This is a genomic window from Arcicella sp. GW821-FHT09D11, from assembly GCF_059416265.1.
The window spans coordinates 735,610-758,737 of sequence record NZ_JBWKOV010000002.1; the positions used below are offsets into that span (position 1 = coordinate 735,610).

The window sequence follows — 23,128 nt, forward strand, 5'->3', positions numbered from 1 at the left end:
CCTTTACATTTTCAAATCAACAAAACTATTCCTCCTGAAAGTCTTCAGAAATTAATTTACGTAATTGCTGATGAGGGCGGAGGTTTGGACGTTTAGAGAACATCGCTTTATCGCCAGATGAAGCCTTTGCTTTACTTGCCAAAGTAGCCGTATCAAAGTAATTACCTCTTACAAACTGGTTTACTTCATCTTCATTGATTACTGCTCTTACCATCGATCCTTTACCAAAGCCATCATTATAAGCACCAATTCTTGAATCTGTTTCGGCTAAACGAGTTTCTCTTTCAATATCCTTAATTTCTTCTAAAAGACTTTTCTTTTGTAATTCTAACGATTCAAAAGAAGGGAGCAATTGTAAATCGTTCTCAAAAATATTTTTTTGAGTGATATTGTCTGCTAAGTCTTTTTCAACGCCTTCTAAAGTAGTAACTAATTGTGTCTTCTCTTTCTTAAGTTGTTTTAGCTTAGGGTCAATTTGTAACCATTTAGTCCAGTAGCATTGTAACACAGGGAATGCAATACCTAAACAAATTGCTCCAGCTAAAGCAAATAATACACCCGAAAGTACAAAAGAAGCTAAAGCCCAAGGACTATTTACTAGTTTTTCATTTAGTTGGTCAAAAATCCGTAATTTTTCATCAATTTGTCGGGTAACCGCTACGGGTAGTGGAGCCGTTGGATTAAGAGGATCAAAACTTTGATTTTGTAGCTGTTTAATAGATTTGTTAACACCTTCTTTCATTTTGTCGGTTTTATAGGCCTCATACCTGAACCAACCCAAAATAAACAAAGTAACTACTGCAAAAACTACCGTAATACTTTTGAACCAAACGTATACTTTTTTAGAATTTAAAGAAGAGGCAGACGTATAAGGAGACTCAACCAATCTTTCATAGGCAGGTTTCAAAAGGATGGACAACATGGCTAAACCAACAGCAAATGACCATGCTTCAACATTATTACGAATATTAAGGGCATAAGCCACGATTTCGTGTGAAATAATTAAATCACCAGCCACAAACGACACACCCGCCAGAAAGTAAATAATACCTGCAAACAATGAGTATTGATGCGAATTGATTTTTCTTTTTTCAAGAAGGGTAGAGGAAATTTCTTGATTTTCAGCTAATTGATTTTCAAGACGGTCACGATTTTTTCCTGCAAGATTTACCTTTAACATTCTTTCTTGAAGAGCGTCATAGGCTTCTTTATAGCGAGTTTTGATGTGTTCCGTAACTTTTTCTAATTCAGTAAATTCCTGTTTTTTCTCACTAAGCTGACGGCTTAACCATTCGAAATTTACTTGAGATGACAAAAAGCCTTCATAAGTATTTCTATCAACAGATTCTAGTCCTCCATGATAGCCATGTTGAAAATCGTACATTTCAGTATGCGAAGGCGTAGTATTTACGGGCATACGATTGTTATTTTGTTCTGTATTTTCCATGTTATTCTTCTTCTCCTAAAATTGTTGTCACTTGATTGTTGTTCAACCTATTTTTATAATTCTGAGCCAAATGATACTCACTTTCAAATACTTTAATCAGCATATCTCTTTGGGCATTTAATTTCAAATTGATAGTGCTTAGTTTCGTGAGTTCAGGTAAAATATCTTGTTTTCTTTGTCGATATTTTTCGATTTCGGCTTTATGTTTTTCAATGTCTGTTTCCCATTCTGCTACTTTCTTGATTTTATCTTTATAGAGTTGATTTCGCTTTTGGAAGATGGTAAAATCATCCTTGAAAATGGTTAGATTTCCTAAGAACAATTTGCCTGAAAACATGAATAAAAAGAATATGAAAGCGAACAAAGCCCATGCTTGAAGGGGAGGTTTTGAAGAATAAATTTGGGCAAATACAAAGAAAGATGCCGCCAAAGGCATGCCTATTTCTTCTAATAGTCTTTTCCAAGTGCTTACTTTACTTTCGTCGTGGAGGAATGAAATGCGCCCGAAAAGGTTAAACATCCCTGCTCCAAATACACCTAAAGCAATAAAGGTAGTTTCTTGGAATTGTCCTTGTAGTGATTCTTTGATTAAGAAATAATTGCCTACCGCAATACCTATAGCTAGTGCTAATCCAACTACTGTTCTTAATAGATGATGTTGTTCGGTAAATTCTTGATTTTTAAGAGCCTGAATTTGCTGTTCAATATCTTTAACCAAACTTTCCTTTTCATTAATCCAATAATTCAACTCACCAATTTCTTCTTGGTGTTGGGCCATTACTTTTTCCGTTTCGGCTGTTTGCTGAGAAAAGTAGTGACGGATGATAGAGATTTTTTCGTCTGGATTAGAACCCGACAGCCCAAAGATAACGCCTTCATCTCTTAGAATATCTTCATTGATAAGCCAGTCGGGTTGGTCATTGACAGGACTAGAAAACGTTGGTGCAATATTATTTACTTGCACCAACGCATCGTCGTTTGATAATACCTCCTCTGTGATAGGTATTTCTATATTTGTATTTTCAATGGTAGGATTATTGCCACGGAAAACATTTTTCAACTTGTCGAAAAAAGACATAAGCGTCGTGAATAATTGGTTTCAATAAAAACCGAAATTGTAAAAAAATATTTTATTCGACAAAGAAATTATGAAGAATGGCAGATTTACACCGATTATACCTCTTGAAGTAAGCCTAAAATGACAAATAGCAGCCCAATGAAGGCTGAAATACCACCCACGACACCTAATCCAAAGATGGCTAATACGATACCAACGCCTAAAAGAACGGCACCAATTTTTAAGTTTGGATTCCAACTATGAAAATCAGCAGATTGTACTCCACTTTTTTTCATCTTTTTCTCTAACTTTTTAATAATAAGTTTCTCTACAAAATTAGCCTTGCGAGTAGTAGAGATAGTCTTACTTTCATTTTTTTGTAAAACTACTTTGTCTAACATGGCGTTGATTTTTTCTTTTTTTAATTCAACGGCTGTTTCATTGTTTGCCTCATCAATATGGATAACCTCTGATGCTGATGCATATAGTACAGGGGCTGTTTTTTCATGGGCTGCTTCAATCATCAATGTTGAACTTGGCTTTTCTTCTACTTTCGCCACTTCGACAGCCTTTTGTGTCTCATGCTGATTTTGAGAAATAATTGTTTTCTGAGAAGTACAAGATACTCCTACCATTAAAGCAAAAATGCTTATGAAAGTTAGTTTAATTGTTTGCATATTATTAGGTTTTAGTTTTGTAAAGAAACGTTGAATACTTAAATTAATTGCCAAAGAAAAAGCCCAAAATCATCATTTGGGCTTTTTCTTTGAGTACTAAATATGAGTTAAGCGGCTTTTTTCATTTGATGAAAAACGGTTCGCTCAAATTTTTCACGGGCATAAGCCAGCGAAACTTTAAATTCTTTGATTTCTTCTTGTGAAGGTAGTTCAAACATGGCATCTGTAATGATTGATTCGCAGATTGAACGTAACCCTCTTGCTCCTAATTTATATTCCATTGCCTGACTAACGATATATTCTAACGCTGGTGGTTCGAATTGTAAATCAATACCTTCCATTTCGAATAATTTATGGTATTGTTTAGTAATGGCATTTTTAGGCTCTGTCAAAATAGATAACAGCGTCTGGTGGTCTAATGGGTCTAAATAAGTCACCACTGGCAAACGTCCTAACAGTTCTGGAATCAAACCGAATGATTTTAAATCTTGCGAAGTAACAAATTTCATTACATTCTCTTCTTCAAACATATCCAAGAACGTATCGTCTGAACTAAAACCAATTGGACGAGTATTCAAACGTTTTGAAATATGACGTTTGATACCATCGAAAGCACCTCCACAAATAAAAAGAATATTCTCAGTATTTACGGCTATCATCTTTTGGTCTGGGTGCTTTCTACCTCCTTGTGGCGGACAGTTTACTACAGCCCCTTCTAATAACTTCAATAAGGCTTGTTGTACACCTTCGCCCGATACGTCACGTGTAATAGAAGGATTATCAGATTTACGAGCGATTTTATCAATTTCATCGATAAACACAATGCCCATTTCTGCTTTCTCTACGTCGTAGTCAGCAGCTTGTAATAAACGTGTTAAGATACTTTCTACGTCTTCGCCCACATATCCTGCCTCAGTAATTACCGTAGCATCAGCAATACAAAAAGGTACTTCCAACATTCTAGCAATGGTTTTTGCCATATATGTTTTACCTGTCCCTGTTTCGCCCACCATGATGATGTTTGATTTTTCAATCTGAATATCATCAAAGTTTGTTTTTACATCATGTTGCATCAAACGCTTATAGTGATTGTAAACGGCTACGCACAGGTGTTTCTTCGCTTCGTACTGACCAATTACATACTGGTCAATATATTTCTTCATTTCAATTGGCTTTACCAGATTGAATTTTGGAGATACAGCTTTATTATTTTTACCTTTTTTATTCTTTTCAGTACTTAATTCTTGCTGAACTACTTGGTAGGCTTGGGTTACACATTCGTTACAAACGTGACCATCCATACCCTCCATCAATAATGGTACTTCGTTTTGCTTACGTCCGCAAAGAACGCAATGGGCTTGCTGTTGTCTCATATCTTTACACACAAAATTGTGCCTTCATTATTTCCTTCGTAAAATTACAGATTTAAAAATAAAAAATGCTTACTACTTCTATCGAAGTAATAAGCATTTTTAGTTATACGCTTATTTAATTTACTGATTGTATCAAGAAAATTTTATACTCTTGTCAATACTTCGTCAATTAAACCGTATTCTTTTGCTTCTTCTGCACGCATCCAGTAGTCTCGGTCTGAATCTCTTTCGATTTCTTCAAATGATTTTCCTGAGTGTTGTGCTAAGATTTCGTATAATTCTTTACGGATTTTAACGATTTCGCGCGCTGTGATTTCAATATCACGTGATTGTCCCTGAGCACCACCTGAAGGTTGGTGAATCATGATACGTGCATGTGGTAAAGCCGAACGCTTACCTGCCGTACCACCAGCCAACAATACTGCGCCCATCGAGGCTGCTAATGAAGTACAAATGGTAGAAACGTCTGGACGGATATAGTGCATCGTGTCATAGATACCTAAACCTGCATATACAGAGCCACCTGGCGAGTTGATGTACATCATAATGTCTTTTTTGGCATCCGTAGATTCCATAAATAACATCTGAGCAACAATGATATTAGCCATATAATCATCCACAGGTACACCCATGAAGATAATTCTATCCATGATTAAGCGTGAAAAAACATCAATTTGAGCAAAACGCATCGGACGTTCTTCAATGATGTACTGTGTCATATCTTCAATGAATGGACGACTAGTACCACCAATATTATTTGCCTGATTCATGTACTGGTCTACTGCCAAACCGTTCAAACCTCTATGGTGTACGGCGTATTTTCTGAATTCTTCTGAACTTAATTCTTTTGGAAACATAACGGTAATTTATAAAATTGAAAATATGTCGATTGGTAAATTAAATCAAATAAACCATTTTAGCAATTGCATGCCAAGGAATTTAATGAGATTGCCCTTTAATAACTTTTAAAACCTTCAAATAGTTCTCTCTATAATTTTGAAACTAATCGAAGTATTTTTGGTGTTATTCAAAAAATCTTCGACAGCAAAGATGCAAAAACTATGAAATAATCCTAATCAGTTTTACAGAGAATTTATCAGAAAAGGTGATAATTATGAAAATTGGAGAAAAAATACGACAAGCTCGTCTGCTAAAAGGATACTCACAAGAGAACATGGCAGAACTTTTACAAATCTCAACAACTGCCTTTGGTGACATCGAACGCAGTAAAACTGAATTGACCATTAGCAGGGCTCAAAAAATAGCCAGTTTGCTAGACATTAATGTATTAGAGCTTTTTGGAGAGGAGATAATTACACCCAAAATAATGCTTAATTCAGAAAATGAAATGGAAAAATTGCAAGTTGAAATAGAAAGACTAAAAAGAGAATCAGACTACTGGAGAGGTAAGTTTGAGGAACGTGTTTTGGTAGAAGCTTATAGACTTATTCAAAATCAGCAACAGCGAGAAAAAATAGGCTTTTAAGAGTTTATGAGCTTAAAGTTTATGAGTTTAATGCATACATTATAAAAACAAAAAATCCCGCAGAGGTTGACCTTACGGGATTTTTTGTTGAATTGATATTTGAGAGACTAAAATCACTCAATCACAATTCACTAATTCTACAATAGATTACGCTCCTACAACTTGTTTGAACTCATCTACACTAATATTTTTGCTTTCAGTCTTAACGTTTGCTAAAATCACGTCAGAAACTTTGGCTGCATATACTTCATTGAACATTTTCATGAAGTTATCTTGCTTATTTTTATCAGTTAAATATCCATTAGCAATACGCTCAATCATTTCGTCCATGCTATTATCAGCAGATGCATACATTCCGAATTGACCACGAATCATTTCTTTCGTTCTTTCAAGCACTTCTGGATATTCTACTTTGATTTCGTTTTGAGTAGCTACTTCGTTTTTGATTAAGTTCAAACGAATGTCTTTCTTAACATTTTCGAAATCTTGGTCAATTTGCTCAGGAGTGAATTTTCCTTCGTTTACTTGGATTAACCAACTACGCAAGAAATCCTCTGGCAATTCGATAGCAATGTTTTCTAATAAAGCTTTTTCAGCATCAATTCTCAATAAATATTCAGCTTCACGCTTATAGTTAGTTTTGATGATTTCAAGAATCTCTTTACGGAATTCCTCTTCAGAACTTACTTTGCCTTCGCCTAATACTTTATCAAAAAATGCTTGATTCAATTCAGCAACACCATTACGAGTGATATCTTCAATCGTGAAAGTAACTTCACCTACTAAGCCAGTTTTGTTACCAGTAGCCAATTCGATTGATTTTTCATCAACAAAAGTAGCTTGAAGGTCAAATGTCAATGTATCTCCTTTGGTAGCACCAATAAAAGTAGCTTTAGCTTCTTCTTTGATAGCTTTGAAAGGAATAGCAGATTTTTCAGTCCATTCTCCTTGTGTGAAAACACCGAAAAGCATATCGCCTTCTTCTACTGTATCAGCGTGAATTTGCTCTCCAGAATTTTGTTTCAAATTTTCGATAGTTTCTTCTACTTCTTTTTCAGTAGCTTCAATTTCGTAAGTATTGATAGCAGGAAGTTTAGCAAAATCAAGGGTGAATTCTCCAGCTAGACCAATGTCATAAGTAAAGCTAAATTCTTTTTGAGTATCCCAATCGATTGGATTTTCCAATTCGTTTAATGGCATAGGATCACCCACTAAGCTTAAATTATTTTCTTTGATATAGTTAGGAACGGCTTTGCCTAAAACAGAATTGATTTCGTCGATTAAAACTGATTTACCGAACATCTTTTGTACCATTTGCATAGGTACCATTCCCGGACGGAATCCTTTGATGTTAGCACGCTTACGGTAGTCTTTAAGATTTTTATCGACTTGTGGCTTATAGTCAGCTTCAGAAATAGATACGACCAAACGGGCGTTCACTGGGGTACTTTTTTCGAGAGAAATGTTCATCTTTATGAATTCGGATTTTGGAATGCGGATTTCGGAATTTTTATTTTGCTAAATCTCAGTTTGTCTGACTTTCGTAAATCCGCATTCCGAAATCAACAATCCGAAATCAAAAAAGCCCTCAAAACCGTAACGGTTAAGAGGGCTTTGAATGAGTACGGGCGGAGGGACTCGAACCCCCATGCCTCGCGGCGCCAGATCCTAAGTCTGGTATGTCTACCAATTCCACCACGCCCGCTTGCGTTTTGGAGGTGCAAAATTAGGAAGCCGTTTTTCTTTTTGCAAGCTTTTCCGAAAAAAAAACGCAAAAAAAGTAAAATATTTTTTCTTGAAAATTTAAGTATTTGAATATCAGTTGTTTATTGTTTTGGGATGTAGATAATTATTTTCAGATAGTTTTCAGCAATTTTGTGAGAAGTATCTTTTTAGACTATGTTTAAATTTCGATGAGATTTATTACTTAAAGTTTTATGCTATTTAGGTGTAAGCATTTAGTGAAATTCCACTGTTTGAGCGATAGCGAGTTTGGAATTTCTTGACTTTCTTTTGTTACTTTTCTTGCGTCAAGGCAAGAAAAGTAAGACGTGAAGAAAGGAAAGCTGTCTTTTTCGATGCAAACCAAATAAATAAACTTTCAAATATGTTTAGCTGGTTTATGAAAATCATTTTGTCTTTATATATCAAGAGATATTCAGTTTTACTTGATTGGATCTGCTGAGTTTAGGAAACAATGGTATAAAATTTTTAATTCACAATAATACAATCCTTCAATCATCAATTGCAATATCCTTTGTTTGTCTTTAATTTTAATTCTCAAGCATTCATGAAATTATTACGACCTTTGTAAATGTTCTTTCATAAAGAAGTCAGGCAACCAAAACCCATACAATTATATAATCATGCAAGAAAAAGATAAATCACTACCGCCTTTTATCAAATCATGGAAACAACTTTACTGGATAGTTGTCGGTAATTTGGTGCTGATGATTATCCTATTTTATCTCTTTAGCGAATACTTTAATTAAGTCGAAATTGTCGGCTTAATTTGTCGTTTTAGCATTCGTACGAATTGTTTTTAAGATAAAACGGTTTCGCATCCTCTTTTAAACTGCTAATTATAAAATTTAACATGGAAAATATCGACTGGCTGGTATTACTTTTAACATTAGGAACAATTATTGGCTTTGGACTATGGAAAGGAAGAATTCAAGAAAAGAATATTGAAGGCTATTTATTAGCCGACAGACAGATGCCTTGGTATCATGTTACACTTTCGGTCATGGCGACGCAAGCCAGTGCCATTACTTTTTTATCTGCCCCTGGCCAAGCTTATATAGACGGAATGCGCTTTGTACAGTTTTATTTCGGCTTGCCTTTAGCGATGATTGTACTCTCAATCACTTTTATTCCCATCTTCAAAAAACTAAACGTATTTACAGCGTATGAATTTCTAGAAGGTCGCTTCGACCTTAAGACAAGAGTAATGGCTTCTTTTCTTTTTCTCATTCCTAGAGCTTTATCAACAGGCGTGACCATTGCGGCACCATCCATTATTTTATCAACCATTTTAGGCTGGAATTTGTACTGGACAAACATCATTACAGGTATCGTCGTAACAATATATTGTATGTATGGAGGTTCAAAAACGATTTCCTATACGCAAATGCAACAAATGTTGGTAGTGATGATAGGGATGTTTTTGGCTGGCTATATGGTAGTACATTTATTGCCTACTGAAATGGGGTTTGTGGATACGCTGAAAGTAGCAGGTAAAATGGATAAACTTGATGCCATTGATTGGAAGTTCGACTTGAATAATCGGTATAACGTTTGGTCGGGATTGATAGGTGGGTTTTTCCTACAATTATCCTATTTTGGTACAGACCAGTCACAAGTAAGTCGTTATTTATCAGGAGAATCCATTGGCGAAAGTCGTTTGGGATTATTAATGAATGGTATCTTTAAAATTCCGATGCAATTCTTGATACTATTGATTGGCTCATTGGTTTTTGTATTTTATCAGTTTCATGAAGCACCGTTATTTTTTAATAAAACAGAATTAGGCAAAGTAGAACAAACGGTAGCGTATAAGGCTTTAATGAAGAAAAATTCTGAGGTTTTTACCGAGAAGAAGAAAGTCGTAGAAGAGCTTTATGCCGTCATCAAAGCAGATGAAAATATAAGTACTTTAAAAATACAAGTACTAAATGCCCAAAAGCTTGAAACCTTAAAATCAAAAGCTTTGGCAGCCGACAAAAAAGCCAACGACCTAAGGAAAGAAGTAAAAGATTTGATGTTGAAAACCAATCCAGACGCTAATGTCAACGATACCAATTATATATTCCTATCTTTTGTAACCAAGTATATGCCTCAAGGAATGGTGGGCTTATTAATAGCGGTTATTTTACTGGCATCTATGGGAGCTATGGCTTCGGCTTTTAGTTCGCTTACTTCTTGTACTATTGTCGATATTTATCAAAGAATGATTCATCCACAGGATACTGAAAAACATTATGTAAATGCTTCAAAACTAGTTACTTTAGGTTGGGGGATTGTCTGTATCATTGTTGCACAATTTACGGCTAATATCGGGAGTTTAATAGAGGCTGTAAATATCTTAGGGTCATGGTTTTATGGAACTATTTTAGGCGTATTTTTAGTAGCTTTCTATATCAAATCTATCAAAGGTGATGCTGTCTTCTGGGCGGCTTTATTGGCAGAAGTCTTCGTTATTTATGCTTGGTGGATAGACTTAACAGCTTTCCTTTGGCTCAATGTGATTGGCTGTGTATTGGTAGTTGGCTTTGCTTGGATAATAAGCCAGTTTAGTAGAAGAGTTGTGAGTTAGTGAGTTGTGAATATCAAAAGAATCAATTGAGAGTATAAGTTTTCATTAACAGGTGATTTTAATCCTATTGATTACTCATAAGTTTATAAGTTATTAATAATCAAACGATTATCACTAGCGAGGGACTTAAGTCCCTCGCTAGTGATAAGGTCTTCAACGCTTGGTTTTTAAGACGATTTATGTCTATTTAAGTCAATCTTTCAATAATCACATCTACATTTCAACTTTTAAAAAGATGTAGGTAATCAGTAGGATTTTAATCGCTGGCTAATAGGAATCATTGCTTTTTAGAGCCGTAAAGTATATGTTTGTTATCTTGTGTGAATATTGTCTTTATTTCCATAATCTATCAAACCATGAAAAGAATATTACTACTGTTTTTACTGGCTACCAGTATTTTCACTTCCTGTAAAACCTCTCAAAGTTCATCTAGTAAGTCATCTGACAATGTAGTTAATATTACATTCTTGCATCTGAATGATGTGTATGAAATTTCGCCCTTAGAAGGAGGGAAAGTAGGAGGCATGGCTCGTTTAGGAACATTGAAAAAAGAATTAATCCAGAAAAATCCTAATACTGTTACCATTCTTGCTGGAGATTTCCTGAACCCTTCTTTAATTGCCACTTTTAAATACGAAGGGAAAAGCATAAAAGGTCGCCAAATGGTAGAGGCTATGAATGTTGTAGGCTTTGATTGGGTTGGTCTGGGCAATCATGAATTTGATATTGATGAAGCAGATTTGCAGAGGAGGATAGATGAATCACAATTTAATTGGTTGGCGTCAAATGCTTTCCAAAATAATAAAGGTACGCTAACTCCATTTGCAAAAAATGTAAATGGTACAAAAACTCCTTTTCCGAAGACTACTATTCTTACTTTCAACAATACTGTTGGAAAAGAAGTAAAAATGGGTATGTTTTCGGTTGTATTGCCATCAAACCAAAAGGATTATGTGCATTATGATGATTTCTTTGAATCGGCTAAACAGGCTTATGAAGTATTGAAACCTCAATGTGATTTTGTAGTTGGGATTACGCATATCAACAAAGTAGATGATGCAAAATTGGCAAAGCTTTTACCCGATGTAAAACTTCTGATGGGTGGGCACGACCACGATAATATGTTGTTTAAAGAAGGTAAGGTCTTTATTGCTAAAGCGGATGCCAATGCCAAAACGGCGTATGTCCACAACCTGTCTTTTGATACCCAAACCAAATCTTTAGAGATTAATAGCGAGCTTCGTAAAATAAACGAGCAAATAAAAGATGATGCAGAAGTAGTATTGGTTGTCAAAAAATGGGAGGAAATCATGGATGTTGCCATGAAAAAAGCAGGGTTAGATAAAAATGATGTGGTAACAGAAATCTCAATACCCTTAGACGGCAGAGAAAGTACCATGCGAAATGGACATACTAATTTAGGTGATTTAATTGCCAAAGCGATGTCGGCGGCAGCAACAAAACCTGTGGATTGTACGGTTTTCAATAGTGGTTCTGTCAGAATAGATGACCAATTGGTTGGAAAAATTACACAGCTTGATATTATGAGGATATTACCTTTTGGGGGCAAAATCGTAGAAGTGAGTCTAACAGGAAGTCTACTCGCCAAAATATTAGCAACTGGTTTACAGAACAAAGGGAATGGAGGATTTTTGCAATGGGATAAAATCAGCTATGATGAGAACAAAAAACAATGGCTGATTAATGGAAAATTATTAGACATTAACCAAGATTACCATGTAATGATGCCGAAGTTTTTAATAGAAGGTAAAGAAACTAATTTTGGCTACTTGACTGCCCAAAACCCTGAAGTAAAAGGGATTGTAGAGTCAGATGAAAAAGATGTAAACGACATCCGTAATGATATTAGAAAAGTACTGATTACGTATTTGAAGAAGTAATATTATCAGTAGCACGACTTTTCAAGTCGTGTGAGGTAAAAGGACTAAAGATTGTTCTCCCTCACGACTTGGAAAGTCGTGCTACTAAAAATCGTGCTACTAATGATATACTACAACGCTTTCTTCTTCTTAGTAGTCACAGGTGCTGCTACTGGTAATTTAGCCCTATAATCTACAATGCCTTTTTCGATAGCATCTTTAAAGAAGCTGAAAGAACCAGAAGTATCTGCATTACCCAATGCCAAAGCTTTTTGAGCTAATGGAAAAGCCTCGGCATAGTTTTCAGATTTGCTTAAAATCTGTGCTTTTACCCATACATTACGGAAAGTTTCGCCACCCGCAATCGATGCATTTACTGCTGTTAAAGCTTGGCTCAATTTCCCTTTTCCTAAAAAGAACTCAGCCGCAGTACGCATAGCATTGGCATTATCAGCAATTGCTTTGCTAATAGCTAGTTCAGCCATTTTAGAAGTTTCGATAGTGATAGGAGCAGAGATTTTTTTATCTGCCCAATAGATATTCAAACTAGCAGTGCTATCAGTAACATCACTGAAATCAATCGTGAAAGATTCCGTTTTTGCATTCGCAGCTGCTTTTACAGTAGTACGCAAAGCATCCTTTTCGGGCGAATAAGTTTGCTCTGTAGCAGTGATGTCTTTGTTTAAAATCAACGTCCAATCTCCTTTAGTAGGAATAGAAAAAATAGCATAAGAACCTGCAACCACTTTTTTTCCACCAAGACTAATTTCATTGGATAACGTAATTTGGGTTGCAGCATTAGCTCCTGTACGCCAAACTTTATCGTAGGCTACTACTCCGCCAAAAATCTCACGTCCTTTGATACTTGGGCGAGAATATTTAATGCTAATATCAGTTGTTCCGACGGTTTGAGCAACTGATGCCGCAGGACTAGGTTGAGGTAAACGTATTTGTGCATTGGCAGCAAGGGAAAGTCCTAGGATAAGGCCTAAAAATAGTTTTTTCATGGTGATTTTTTTGATTAATGCTGAATTGAGATTTTCATATAAAAGTAACGAAGGAATAAACCAACAATTTAATTTTTCGCTCAATGGCTTTTTTTAAAAGATATTTTTTAGACCTTTGACCTCTGAAACATTACCATAATCATACAATACTATGCACAGAAATCAATTGCTCCAATTGCTTGAAAAGCATCGACCATTTAATGCAACTGAGACAAAATTTCATCAAGAAATTACATCTTTTGTACAAGCGTACCCTACTTGTTTCGAGCGTTCTTTAATGATTGGGCATGTAACAGGCTCTGCTTGGATTCTGGATAAGTCTCGTCAATATACTTTGCTAACCCATCATAAAAAGCTTAATCAGTGGTTTCAAACGGGAGGGCATTGTGATGGTGACTCAGATGTATTGAATGTTGCTTTAAAGGAAGCAGAAGAGGAAACAGGATTGAATAATATTGGAGTATTGACTAATAATATTTTTGATATTGATATTCACGTAATCCCCGAACGAAAGGGAGTACCGGTACATTTACATTTTGATGTGAGGTTTCTATTGGAGGCTGACATGAATCAACAATTAATCGTGTCATCAGAATCCACTGCTTTGAAATGGATTCAGCTTTCGGAAGTAGCTGACCTAAACGATAGTGATTCGATTATGAGAATGGTAGAGAAAAGCTTTAAGCTATAATGGTCGTCGGGTATCGGCTTTCGGTCTTCGGATTTTAAGCTATAATTCTTATCGGGAAACTAGCTCCTGAAACCGAAAGCTGAAATCCGACATCCGATATCCGAAGACCGAAAGCCAACACAACCTATTCCAAAATATCAATGCTAAAAAACACAGGAATGGCTGGACGTTCGTAGTATTCTTTCCCAGCTTGAATCGCATCAACTACATCCATGCCTTGAATTACCTCTCCGAAAACTACATAATTACCGTTAAGCTGTCGAGCTTCTTTTTCATTAGTAATGATATAAAATTCAGTAGGAGAGGAGGCCCTGTCGGGATTGCCTTCGTCATAACGGGCCATTGCTACAGCACCACGCTTATGGGTAAATTCTGGGTGATATTCGGGAGGGACTAAAAAATCTAATTGATCCATATATTCGCCTCCGCCTTGTATGCCCATTCGATAAATATTTCTATAGAACATCCTATCAACATAATAACCCGCCTTTACATTTCTAATAAAATTAGCACGATGTAAAGGCGTTTCAGCATGAAGTTTTATGATAAAATCTCCACCAACAGTATGTATTTTTACTTTATCTTCTAGGTTTTCTTTACCGTATTGTGTCAAAAAAGTTTTTGGGTCTTGTTCGTACAAACGCAAATCTTTTTTGCAAGAAAATAAAGAAATACAAAATAAGAAGAAGATGATACGTTTCATCGTTTTTATAGCTGTTATCGGTTTAACCGTTATTTGTTATCTATGTAACCGTTATCTGTATGATTTAAATTATTTTTTGCTCAATTCCACAGAGGATAAAAATCTGCAAAGTAAATAAAAATCCGAAAGCTGAATTCTGATGAATGAAAGCGATAGCACACAACCTTAGCTAGCACGATAATACATCGTCGAGCAGTTTTCTTTCGTCAAAATGCTTTTTGCTTGGTCGCTAATATCATCAACCGTCACGGCTTGGATTTTACTTGATTCCTCATTAGCGTATTCTACATTTCCAGCATTAGCAGCAAAAGCTAAATTCATCGCACGGTTTAATAATTCTACTTCCGAGAAAACTAATGTAGATTCCGCTTGATTTTTCACTTTGGTTAATTCTTCCTCTGAAACAGGATTTTTAACGAAATCATCTAATACATCCTGAATGGCTGCATCGCCTTCTTCAATACTAATGCCTTTGTTGAGGTTTCCTTGTAAAACCATCAAGCCAGGGTCTAGTGACGAAGAAACATAAGCATTGATAGAATTAAAGATAGATTGCTCCTTTACTAATTTATCATATAATCTCGATGATTTACTTCTTCCTAGAATATCACTAGTCAAATCCACGGCATTATAACCAACATCATGTCGCCCTTGAGTATGGTAAATTTTATAGATAGCATCAAGTGGTACTTTTGCTTCTACTTCCAAAAATCTTGCACTAGTCTGGATAGGCTCTTTGGGTAAATTTCTAGGAGTAACGTTGCCAGAAGGGATAGGTTCAAACCATTTTTTGGCTAATTGTTTTACCTCTTCCACACTGATTGGCCCAGCTACTACTAAAATAGCATTGTTGGGTAAATAATGTTTGTAGAAAAAATTACGGACATCATCCATTACTGCATCCTCGATATGAGCAATTTCTTTCCCAATAGTAGCCCATTTATAAGGATGCACTTGGTAGGCTAAAGGACGAAGTTTCAACCAAACATCACCGTAAGGTTGATTTAAGTATCTTTGCTTGAACTCTTCAATCACTACTTTTTGTTGTACGTCCAAAACCTTTTGGTCAAAAGACAAAGACAGCATTCTATCGGATTCCAACCAAAAAGCCGTCTCAATGTTGACTGCTGGTAGCGTAATATAATAATTAGTAATATCGGGTGACGTAAAAGCATTGTTTTCACCGCCTACTTTCTGAAGAGGAGTATCATAAGAAGGAATGTTTTTTGAACCACCAAACATCAAATGTTCAAACAAATGAGCAAAACCTGTTTTGTGTTCTTCTTCATCACGAGAGCCAACATTGTAAATAATGTTAACAGCAGCAATAGGGGTGGAATAATCTTGGTGAACATAGACTTTGAGTCCGTTGTCAAGTATAAAATAATCGTATGAAATCATGTATGGATGTTATGTAACAAATAAACGTCTATATTAACAAATATTTAAAAAATATCACGACAAAAGTAAGTATTTACCACTTGCAATGTGTGACAATCAGCAAAAAACTCGGTCCGCTTTATTTATTTAAACTTCCAATATGAAAAAAGTATTCATTTTTGTAACATTTTCGTTTTGCATTTTTTTTAAAAGTAATGCTCAAATATTAAACGATGCTAGTACTCGCCAATTAATTTCTCAAGGGTTGGATAAAATGTATTCGTACGATTTCAAAGAATCAGCTGATATTTTCCAAAAGATAAAAGCCAAGTATCCACAGCATCCAGTGTTTTATACCCTAATGGCTATTCAAACTGAATTACAGTATTTCCCTTTAAAGGATTTCCCCAATCAGCAAAAAATATATTTGACCTACCTTAATCAAAGTAGGGCTTTGGCGGAAGTAATGTTGGATAAAAACGATGAGGACGTAGAAGCTAATTTCTTTGAATTAGCCACACTAGGCTATTTAGCAGCTTACGATGCCGATAATCAAGAGTTTATGAAGGCCGTAGGCGTGGCTAAAAAAGCATATTCTCATTTAAAGAAAGGATTAGATCTGACCGATAAACAACCTGAGTTTCTTTATTCCTCAGGCATTTATAATTACTACCGTATTGAATACCCAGAAACGCATCCTGTTATTAAATCGGTTATTTGGATGTTTAAAGATGGTAATAAAAAACTAGGCTTACAGCAATTAGATTTGGCTACTAGGAAGACAATCTTTGTAAAAACAGAAGCCGCTTTTTATGCAGGCTATGTTTATATGAAATATGAGGCTAATCCTGCCAAAGCGTTGTATTACAACAGTATGCTGTCAGAAAAATATCCCGATAATTTACTTTTTCAAATGCAAAGAATGGACTTCCTGACCGCCCTTGGAAAGTACGATGATGCTGATGCAATTTCCGATAAAATTTTAAAACAAAAGGGCGTAATGTTCCAATGTGCGGGAACAATTTTCAAAGGATTGATTGCTGAAAAAGATAAAAAGGACGATAAACTTGCGGAGGCTTATTTGCTAAAAGGCGTAAAAATGCCCTATGATGAACGTTTTACAAAGGATTATCATGCGCTAGCTTATGTGGCTTTGGCACGTATTGCTAAACGTTCGGGACAACCAACTAAAATGAAAGAATATGCTAAAAAGGCTTCTAAATTAGCAGAATATAAAGCAACTTTAGCAGAGGCGGATGCTATTTTGGATTGATTTTTTCTGGAGACTTTAGGACTTGTGGATTTAAGACTTGAGGACTAAGGACACTAGATGAAAGACACTAGAGTTAAGACTTTTTGAAATAAATAAAAGATATGGAAAGATAATTAATTGTATAGGAGAGAAAGGGAATTAACCTTTAGATATTCCCAATATTATATATTAGCCAAGTAGCGGCAACCCTTGCGGTTGCCGTTTTTTTGTTTCGTAAATCCATCAAATCAAAACGGCAACCGGAAGGGTTGCCGCTACAAATACTGATATCTTTTTTGATTTTTATTTCAAAAATCTCATTGTTTTCAAGTCCTAGCTCCTTTAATCCTAAAGTCTTGTATCTAGTGTCTTCCATCTAGCATCTTTTAGTCTTCAAGTCCTACAGTCCTATCTCATCAAGTCCTAAAGTCTAAAAAAACTATCTCCCCTCCTGCAAAAGTTTATTAGCAAAAATAAACTCATTCAACTCAGGCACTGATGATGTACGAATGTTTTTACTATCACCTTCCCAGAATTTTTTGCCCTTATATAAAAACATGATTTTTTCGCCAATACCAATGACCGAATTCATATCATGCGTAATTACAATCGTAGTAATGTTAAATTCATCCGTGATTTCCTTGATTAAATCATCAATTTTTACAGATGTCAATGGATCTAAGCCCGAATTGGGTTCGTCACAAAATAAATATTTCGGATTCATCACAATAGCTCTGGCAATACCAACCCTTTTTTTCATCCCCCCCGAAACCTCAGAAGGCATTCTTGAGCCAGCATTTTCCAATTCTACACGCTTTAAACAAAACTGAGCTCTTTCTATTTTCTCCTCCTCGCTCATGTCTGTCAGCATATCTAAGGGGAATTTAACATTATCTAATACCGTTTTAGAGTCAAACAATGCACCACCTTGGAATAAAACGCCCATTTCGCGACGGATAGTTTTCCTAGTTTCCTCATCAGAATTATGAAAATCTCGCCCATCATACAGTATTTGCCCGTGTTCTGGTTTTACAATACCAATCATACACTTTAGCAATACACTTTTTCCTGTACCGCTACCACCAATAATTAATGAAGTATCGCCAGGCTTGAATTCGCCATCGATTCCGAGTAGAATATCGCGCCCATTAAAGGCTTTTCTAATGTCTTTTATCTCAATCATAGATTTAAATCTTTCCCGAATTTACAAAATTCGTTGCTATACGCTATCAATTTTAAATATCTCTTCAATAAATCTTTACCTACTTTATCAGAATGAACATACGATGATAAAGTAAAATTCCTTTTTAGAAGGTGGGATTTAGAGGATTTATCTTATTCCCCTAACCCTTTCCGATACTCCGTCGGACTTTTACCTTTATATTTTTTGAAAATTCGGTTTAGATGACTTTCGTCGGTAAAGCCAAACTCAAAAACAATTTCATTTATTCGCATATCAGTAAATCTCAAACGTGTTTCAATTAACTTGATTTTATAATCTGTAATATATTCTTGTAAGCTTACACCCGTATATTTTTTAAAATACTCGCTAATATAAGTAAGCGAAATATTAAAATGGCTGGCTATTCTCTCAGCCCTTAAGTCTTCGGGACTATAAATATGCTGATGAATATAATTGACCAATGTAATAGTGGTATCTGCACTGGCATTTTTTAGTGATACCTTATCCATCAATGTAATATTTCTGGAAGCAATGGTAATAATAGTATTGATTAATTGCGTAATTACTTCATTCTGTTGTGGAAAAGAGTTGTTTTGTTCCTTTATTAAAGCTTCGACTAATGCCCTAATCAAGGGTTTATCTGCAACGTTTTTCAGAATACAACCAGGAAGATGATTATGATTGTTAAAAATGTATTCCACTTTTTTAATCCACTCTTTACTTTGGGTTTTTAAGTAGCTATCATTAAACCTAATAAAGAAAAACTTGGTAGGTTGATGTACTTCAAATCCATGTTTATCCTGCGGAAAAATCAGAAATAGTTTATTGTGACTATAAGGCAATTTATGGTCATTAATCATCTGTATTCCTTGGCCTTCCAAGATAAAAACCATTTCAAAAAAACTATTTTTATGTTCTTTCGCAACATATTCACTTGCTTCCAAAAAGTTGATTTCAAAAGGAGAGAGTAAATTCTTGATTTCCATACCCGTAAATGTACAAACAAAACCCATGATTGTACAGAAGAAAGAGGATGAATTATAAGAGCTTTGTATCATAAACTCAACAATAAAAAAATGAATACAATAACCTTTCTTTTATTAAGACTTGCCATCGGAGCAAGCATGTTTGGACATGGACTTGTTCGTTTGCCTAAATTAGCGGGCTTTAGTGCTTGGATGGTAAAAAGTTTTGAAAATGCCATGATTCCATCTTTTCTAGTAACTCCTTTTAGTTATGCATTGCCTATTGCAGAATTTATGGTGGGACTTTTGTTAATAATAGGGGTGTTTACTAAACCTGCATTAATTGGTGGAGGAATTGTGATGATAGTGTTGATTTTGGGTACTTGCTTGATAGAAAACTGGGAAGCTTTACCAAGTCAATTAATTCATGTGGCATTCTTTGGCGTGTTATTACAATTTTTAAACAATAGCAATGTTTGGGCATTAGATAACTTATTCTTTAAAAAATAATCATGAATCCTAGAAGAAACTTTATCAAACAAGGAAGCCTGTTAGGACTAGCAGGTTTTCTACAAAATAATACATCATTTGCTACTTCATCGGAACTAAGTCATCCTGACCCACTAAAAGAAAAAACGACATGGGCAGATGGTTCAAGGCTAGTAGTATCAATATCCATGCAATTTGAAGCAGGTGGACAACCAGAAAATGCAGAAAGTCCGTTTCCACAAAATTTACCAAAAGGCTATCGCGATTTACCCGCCAATACTTGGTATGAATATGGTTATAAAGAAGGTATTCCTAGAATGTTAGACAATTGGGATAAGCTAGGCGTTAAGGTAACTTCGCACATGGTAGGCACAGCGGTAATCAAGAATCCAGCATTGGCTAAAGAAATTGTAGATAGAGGACATGAAGCCGCTGCTCATGGAATGAACTGGTCTTCTCAATATAATATGAGTTATGAGGAGGAGAAAAAGTTTATAAAAGATGGTGTTGATGCTATCAAGAATATTACAGGTTTTACTCCCGTAGGTTATAATGCCAATTGGTTAAGGAGAGGCGAAAATACCCTTAATATCCTACAAGAGCTTGGCTTTATTTATCATATTGATGATTTAAGCAGGGATGAACCTTTTATTATACAGGTAAGCAAAAAGGATTTTGTAGTAGTCCCTTATACACTTAGGAATAATGATATTGTACTAATTGAAGGAAAAAACTTTTCAGTCGATCAGTTTATTAATCAAGTAAAATTAGAGTTTGACCAATTGTATGAAGAGTCAGCTTTTAAAAGAAGGCAAATGTCTATCAGTTTTCATGATAGGATAGGAGGGACACCTCAAATGGTAAAAGCTACTAGCGAACTAATCCACTATATGCAACAACATAAAGGCGTAGTGTTTAAACAAAAGAAAGAAATTGCTCAAATGGCGTTGTCAGATAAGACGATTATTAGAGAATAGGGACGGGTAAATTTATAGTTTTGTTATTTTTATCATTAGGGGCTGACTTAAGTCCTACTGATTACCCATAAGTTTTTAAATTATTAATAATCAGGTAATTATCTCTAGCGAGGGGCTTAAGCCCCTCGCTAGAGATGAGGGCTTCAACGCTTTGTTTTAAAGACTATTTATGTACATTTAAGCTAATTTGATCAATAATTACATTTCCATTTCAACTTTTTAAAAGATGTGGGTAATCAGTAGGACTCAAGTCACTTGCTAATGATAAAAATAATATCAACTCCTTAAATCTCCCCCAAAAACTCCTCAATACATCCATAAACATACACCAAATCCTCCTCAGCGATACAATAAGGTGTTAATAGGTAAATTACATTGCCTAAAGGACGCATCAAAATACCTTTTTCTAAAAAGAAATTGTAGGCAATATCTCGCATATTACTAAAATATGAAGTGCCTTCTTTTACCTTGATTTCAATCGCTAAAATTGTTCCTTTAAGCCTAATGTCTGCGATTTTGTGGTGGAATGTCTGAGTAACTTGCTGAATAAAGCCTTGATGTAAGGTATTTATTTTTTTGATATTGTCTTGTGTTTCATCATTCAATAACAAATCTAAACTAGCAAGTCCTGCGGTACAAGCCAAAGGATTTGCCGTGAAAGAATGACTATGAAAAAGCGTTTTTCTTCTATCATCCGAAAGAAAAGCGTCATAAATTTCTTGGGTACATGATGTAACCCCTAAAGCCATAGCACCACCTGTTAATCCTTTTGAGAGACAAAAAATATCTGGTTTTTCTATTAAATAATCCGTCGCAAACATTTTACCTGTACGATAAAAGCCCGTCATGATTTCGTCAGCAATGGTCAATATCCCATTCTCTTTGGCTAGTTTTATTAAGCTTTCCAAAATTTCAGGTTCATACATTACCATACCGCCTGCTCCTTGAATGAGGGGTTCAAAAATAAAAGCCGCAATTTCATCTGCTTGACTCATCAGGCTTTTCATGGTAGCTAGTGCCAATTGCTCTTCACCTTTTACTGGAATCGGTAGATAAATTACCTCAAAAAGAAAAGGGTCGAAAGGAGCGGTGAATGCACTTTTTGCCCCTACCGCCATTGTACCAAAAGTATCGCCATGATAGCCATTTTCAAGGGCTATGATTTTGGTTTTATTCCTAATTCCTTGGTTATGAAAATACTGAAATGCCATTTTCATCGCCACTTCTACTGACGTAGAACCATTATCAGAATAGAATATTTTTTGTTGGTTTGGTGGTAATACTTCTAATAATCTTTCTGCTAATCTTACAGCAGGCTCATGGGTGAATCCCGCAAAAATTACCTGTTCTAATTTTAGAAATTGCTCTGCTACTTTCTGGGCAATGTATGGATGCGAATGCCCATGTAAATTCACCCACCATGATGCGATAGCATCTATATATCTTTTACCATTTTCATCAAAAAGATAAACTCCTTCTGCCCGAACAATCGGGATGGAAAAAGGCGCCGTTTGGTGCTGTGTAAAAGGATGCCACAATACTTTAGCATCTCTTTCACTCAAATTGGTAATTACTGGATGCTGTATATTTTCTACTGGATATTCCAGGTGTTCATCAATGACAAAGTGTTTTTCTGAAGCGTTCTGCATATTTTTTTACGGTTTCCTGAGAGATGTTTTGTTCTTGATTTACCCTGCCAATCAATGTTATTTGTGTGTAATCCAAGATATACTCTTCAGATGAAGGGTTACTTTCGCCATTAAAAATAATTCCTTTGATGTCGATATTGCTACTTTTTAGTACTTCAATCGAAAGCAAAGTATGATTGATGCTCCCTAAATAATTTTTAGAAACTAAAATAATGGGGAGATTTAATTGCTTAATTAAATCAAGATTGGTTGTGTCTTTATTCAACGGGACCATTAATCCACCCGCTAATTCAACAATTAAATTGTTGTCAGTAATTGGCAATTCAAAATTTGATAATTGAATCTCTACACCATCAATAGCTGCGGCTGCATGAGGGGAAAGAGGTTCAGTCAATCGATAGGCTTCTGGATGAAAGATGGTTTTATGATTACTTATTAAGCTTTGAACGGCATGCGTATCTGTAAAGTCTAATGCTCCTGATTGGATTGGTTTCCAGTAATCAGCTTCCAAGCTTTCAGTAAGAATACTGGCAATAAATGTTTTCCCGATTTCTGTACCAATGCCAGCAATGATATATTGTTGTTTCATAATAAATT

General features: G+C 35.4%; 21 protein-coding genes and 1 tRNA gene. 7 read left to right on the forward strand and 15 right to left on the reverse strand.

Going from position 1 to position 23,128, the window contains the following annotated elements:
- Nucleotides 1-25: 25 nt before the first annotated feature.
- The 5 genes from AC07N0_RS08265 to AC07N0_RS08285 form a co-directional block, all read right to left on the reverse strand.
- A complete protein-coding gene (locus AC07N0_RS08265) occupies nucleotides 26-1,447 on the reverse strand; it encodes a hypothetical protein (protein ID WP_494588798.1) in 1,422 nt (473 codons plus the stop codon).
- A gap of 1 nt (nucleotide 1,448) precedes the next feature.
- Nucleotides 1,449-2,525 (reverse strand): hypothetical protein, encoded by a 1,077-nt coding sequence (locus tag AC07N0_RS08270; protein ID WP_494588799.1) that lies wholly within the window; start codon nucleotides 2,523-2,525, stop codon nucleotides 1,449-1,451.
- Between the two features lie 95 nt (nucleotides 2,526-2,620).
- Nucleotides 2,621-3,181, reverse strand: coding sequence for a hypothetical protein (locus AC07N0_RS08275; RefSeq protein ID WP_494588800.1), 561 nt, complete (start codon nucleotides 3,179-3,181; stop codon nucleotides 2,621-2,623).
- Nucleotides 3,182-3,288: 107 nt separating this feature from the next.
- Entirely contained in the window at nucleotides 3,289-4,554 is a 1,266-nt protein-coding gene (gene clpX / locus AC07N0_RS08280) for an ATP-dependent Clp protease ATP-binding subunit ClpX (protein WP_492802139.1), read from the reverse strand.
- A 143-nt stretch (nucleotides 4,555-4,697) separates the two neighbouring features.
- Entirely contained in the window at nucleotides 4,698-5,411 is a 714-nt protein-coding gene (locus AC07N0_RS08285) for an ATP-dependent Clp protease proteolytic subunit (RefSeq protein WP_309912480.1), read from the reverse strand.
- A gap of 257 nt (nucleotides 5,412-5,668) precedes the next feature.
- Here AC07N0_RS08285 and AC07N0_RS08290 point away from each other — a divergent pair, with 257 nt between their 5' ends.
- Nucleotides 5,669-6,040, forward strand: coding sequence for a helix-turn-helix domain-containing protein (locus AC07N0_RS08290; RefSeq protein ID WP_494588801.1), 372 nt, complete (start codon nucleotides 5,669-5,671; stop codon nucleotides 6,038-6,040).
- A gap of 147 nt (nucleotides 6,041-6,187) precedes the next feature.
- On the opposite strand, the gene tig is transcribed toward AC07N0_RS08290, so the two are convergent.
- Both tig and AC07N0_RS08300 read right to left on the reverse strand, forming a co-directional pair.
- The gene (gene tig / locus AC07N0_RS08295; protein ID WP_494588802.1) at nucleotides 6,188-7,510 is read right to left on the reverse strand and encodes a trigger factor; all 1,323 of its coding nucleotides are present in this window, start codon (nucleotides 7,508-7,510) and stop codon (nucleotides 6,188-6,190) included.
- Nucleotides 7,511-7,663: 153 nt separating this feature from the next.
- Nucleotides 7,664-7,745, reverse strand: a tRNA-Leu gene (locus tag AC07N0_RS08300).
- 891 nt (nucleotides 7,746-8,636) lie between these two features.
- Between AC07N0_RS08300 and AC07N0_RS08305 the strand changes: the two genes are divergently transcribed.
- Nucleotides 8,637-10,355, forward strand: coding sequence for a sodium:solute symporter family protein (locus AC07N0_RS08305; RefSeq protein ID WP_494588803.1), 1,719 nt, complete (start codon nucleotides 8,637-8,639; stop codon nucleotides 10,353-10,355).
- 356 nt (nucleotides 10,356-10,711) lie between these two features.
- Nucleotides 10,712-12,256: a bifunctional metallophosphatase/5'-nucleotidase gene (locus AC07N0_RS08310; protein WP_494588804.1), complete on the forward strand. Its 1,545-nt coding sequence runs from the start codon at nucleotides 10,712-10,714 to the stop codon at nucleotides 12,254-12,256.
- A gap of 110 nt (nucleotides 12,257-12,366) precedes the next feature.
- On the opposite strand, the gene AC07N0_RS08315 is transcribed toward AC07N0_RS08310, so the two are convergent.
- Nucleotides 12,367-13,242 carry a DUF2911 domain-containing protein gene (locus tag AC07N0_RS08315; protein ID WP_494588805.1) on the reverse strand — a complete coding sequence of 292 codons (876 nt, stop codon included), beginning with the start codon at nucleotides 13,240-13,242 and terminating at the stop codon, nucleotides 12,367-12,369.
- A gap of 151 nt (nucleotides 13,243-13,393) precedes the next feature.
- On the opposite strand from AC07N0_RS08315, the gene AC07N0_RS08320 reads away from it, so the two are divergent.
- On the forward strand, nucleotides 13,394-13,933 hold the full coding sequence (locus tag AC07N0_RS08320; protein ID WP_492802150.1) for an NUDIX hydrolase: 540 nt from the start codon (nucleotides 13,394-13,396) through the stop codon (nucleotides 13,931-13,933).
- Nucleotides 13,934-14,057: 124 nt separating this feature from the next.
- On the opposite strand, the gene AC07N0_RS08325 is transcribed toward AC07N0_RS08320, so the two are convergent.
- Nucleotides 14,058-14,636 (reverse strand): peptidylprolyl isomerase, encoded by a 579-nt coding sequence (locus AC07N0_RS08325; protein WP_494588806.1) that lies wholly within the window; start codon nucleotides 14,634-14,636, stop codon nucleotides 14,058-14,060.
- Nucleotides 14,637-14,801: 165 nt separating this feature from the next.
- Entirely contained in the window at nucleotides 14,802-16,037 is a 1,236-nt protein-coding gene (locus AC07N0_RS08330; protein WP_494588807.1) for a M16 family metallopeptidase, read from the reverse strand.
- A gap of 139 nt (nucleotides 16,038-16,176) precedes the next feature.
- On the opposite strand from AC07N0_RS08330, the gene AC07N0_RS08335 reads away from it, so the two are divergent.
- Entirely contained in the window at nucleotides 16,177-17,289 is a 1,113-nt protein-coding gene (locus AC07N0_RS08335; RefSeq protein WP_494588808.1) for an ABC transporter substrate-binding protein, read from the forward strand.
- Between the two features lie 145 nt (nucleotides 17,290-17,434).
- On the opposite strand, the gene AC07N0_RS08340 is transcribed toward AC07N0_RS08335, so the two are convergent.
- The 3 genes from AC07N0_RS08340 to AC07N0_RS08350 all read right to left on the reverse strand — a co-directional run bounded on the left by AC07N0_RS08340 (nucleotide 17,435) and on the right by AC07N0_RS08350 (nucleotide 19,509).
- On the reverse strand, nucleotides 17,435-17,644 hold the full coding sequence (locus AC07N0_RS08340; RefSeq protein ID WP_494588809.1) for a hypothetical protein: 210 nt from the start codon (nucleotides 17,642-17,644) through the stop codon (nucleotides 17,435-17,437).
- Nucleotides 17,645-17,707: 63 nt separating this feature from the next.
- Nucleotides 17,708-18,451 carry an ABC transporter ATP-binding protein gene (locus AC07N0_RS08345; RefSeq protein WP_492802160.1) on the reverse strand — a complete coding sequence of 248 codons (744 nt, stop codon included), beginning with the start codon at nucleotides 18,449-18,451 and terminating at the stop codon, nucleotides 17,708-17,710.
- Nucleotides 18,452-18,603: 152 nt separating this feature from the next.
- Nucleotides 18,604-19,509 (reverse strand): AraC family transcriptional regulator, encoded by a 906-nt coding sequence (locus tag AC07N0_RS08350; protein WP_494588810.1) that lies wholly within the window; start codon nucleotides 19,507-19,509, stop codon nucleotides 18,604-18,606.
- Nucleotides 19,510-19,527: 18 nt separating this feature from the next.
- Between AC07N0_RS08350 and AC07N0_RS08355 the strand changes: the two genes are divergently transcribed.
- Together AC07N0_RS08355 and AC07N0_RS08360 are read left to right on the forward strand one after the other, a co-directional pair.
- The gene (locus tag AC07N0_RS08355) at nucleotides 19,528-19,926 is read left to right on the forward strand and encodes a DoxX family protein (RefSeq protein WP_494588811.1); all 399 of its coding nucleotides are present in this window, start codon (nucleotides 19,528-19,530) and stop codon (nucleotides 19,924-19,926) included.
- 2 nt (nucleotides 19,927-19,928) lie between these two features.
- Entirely contained in the window at nucleotides 19,929-20,882 is a 954-nt protein-coding gene (locus AC07N0_RS08360; RefSeq protein WP_494588812.1) for a polysaccharide deacetylase family protein, read from the forward strand.
- Between the two features lie 284 nt (nucleotides 20,883-21,166).
- Here the strand turns inward: AC07N0_RS08360 and bioA are convergent, their stop codons facing one another.
- On the reverse strand, nucleotides 21,167-22,531 hold the full coding sequence (bioA, locus tag AC07N0_RS08365) for an adenosylmethionine--8-amino-7-oxononanoate transaminase (protein WP_494588813.1): 1,365 nt from the start codon (nucleotides 22,529-22,531) through the stop codon (nucleotides 21,167-21,169).
- Nucleotides 22,497-23,120, reverse strand: coding sequence for a dethiobiotin synthase (bioD, locus tag AC07N0_RS08370; protein WP_494588814.1), 624 nt, complete (start codon nucleotides 23,118-23,120; stop codon nucleotides 22,497-22,499). Before bioD ends, bioA begins: the two co-directional genes overlap by 35 nt.
- Between the last annotated feature and the right edge of the window lie 8 nt (nucleotides 23,121-23,128).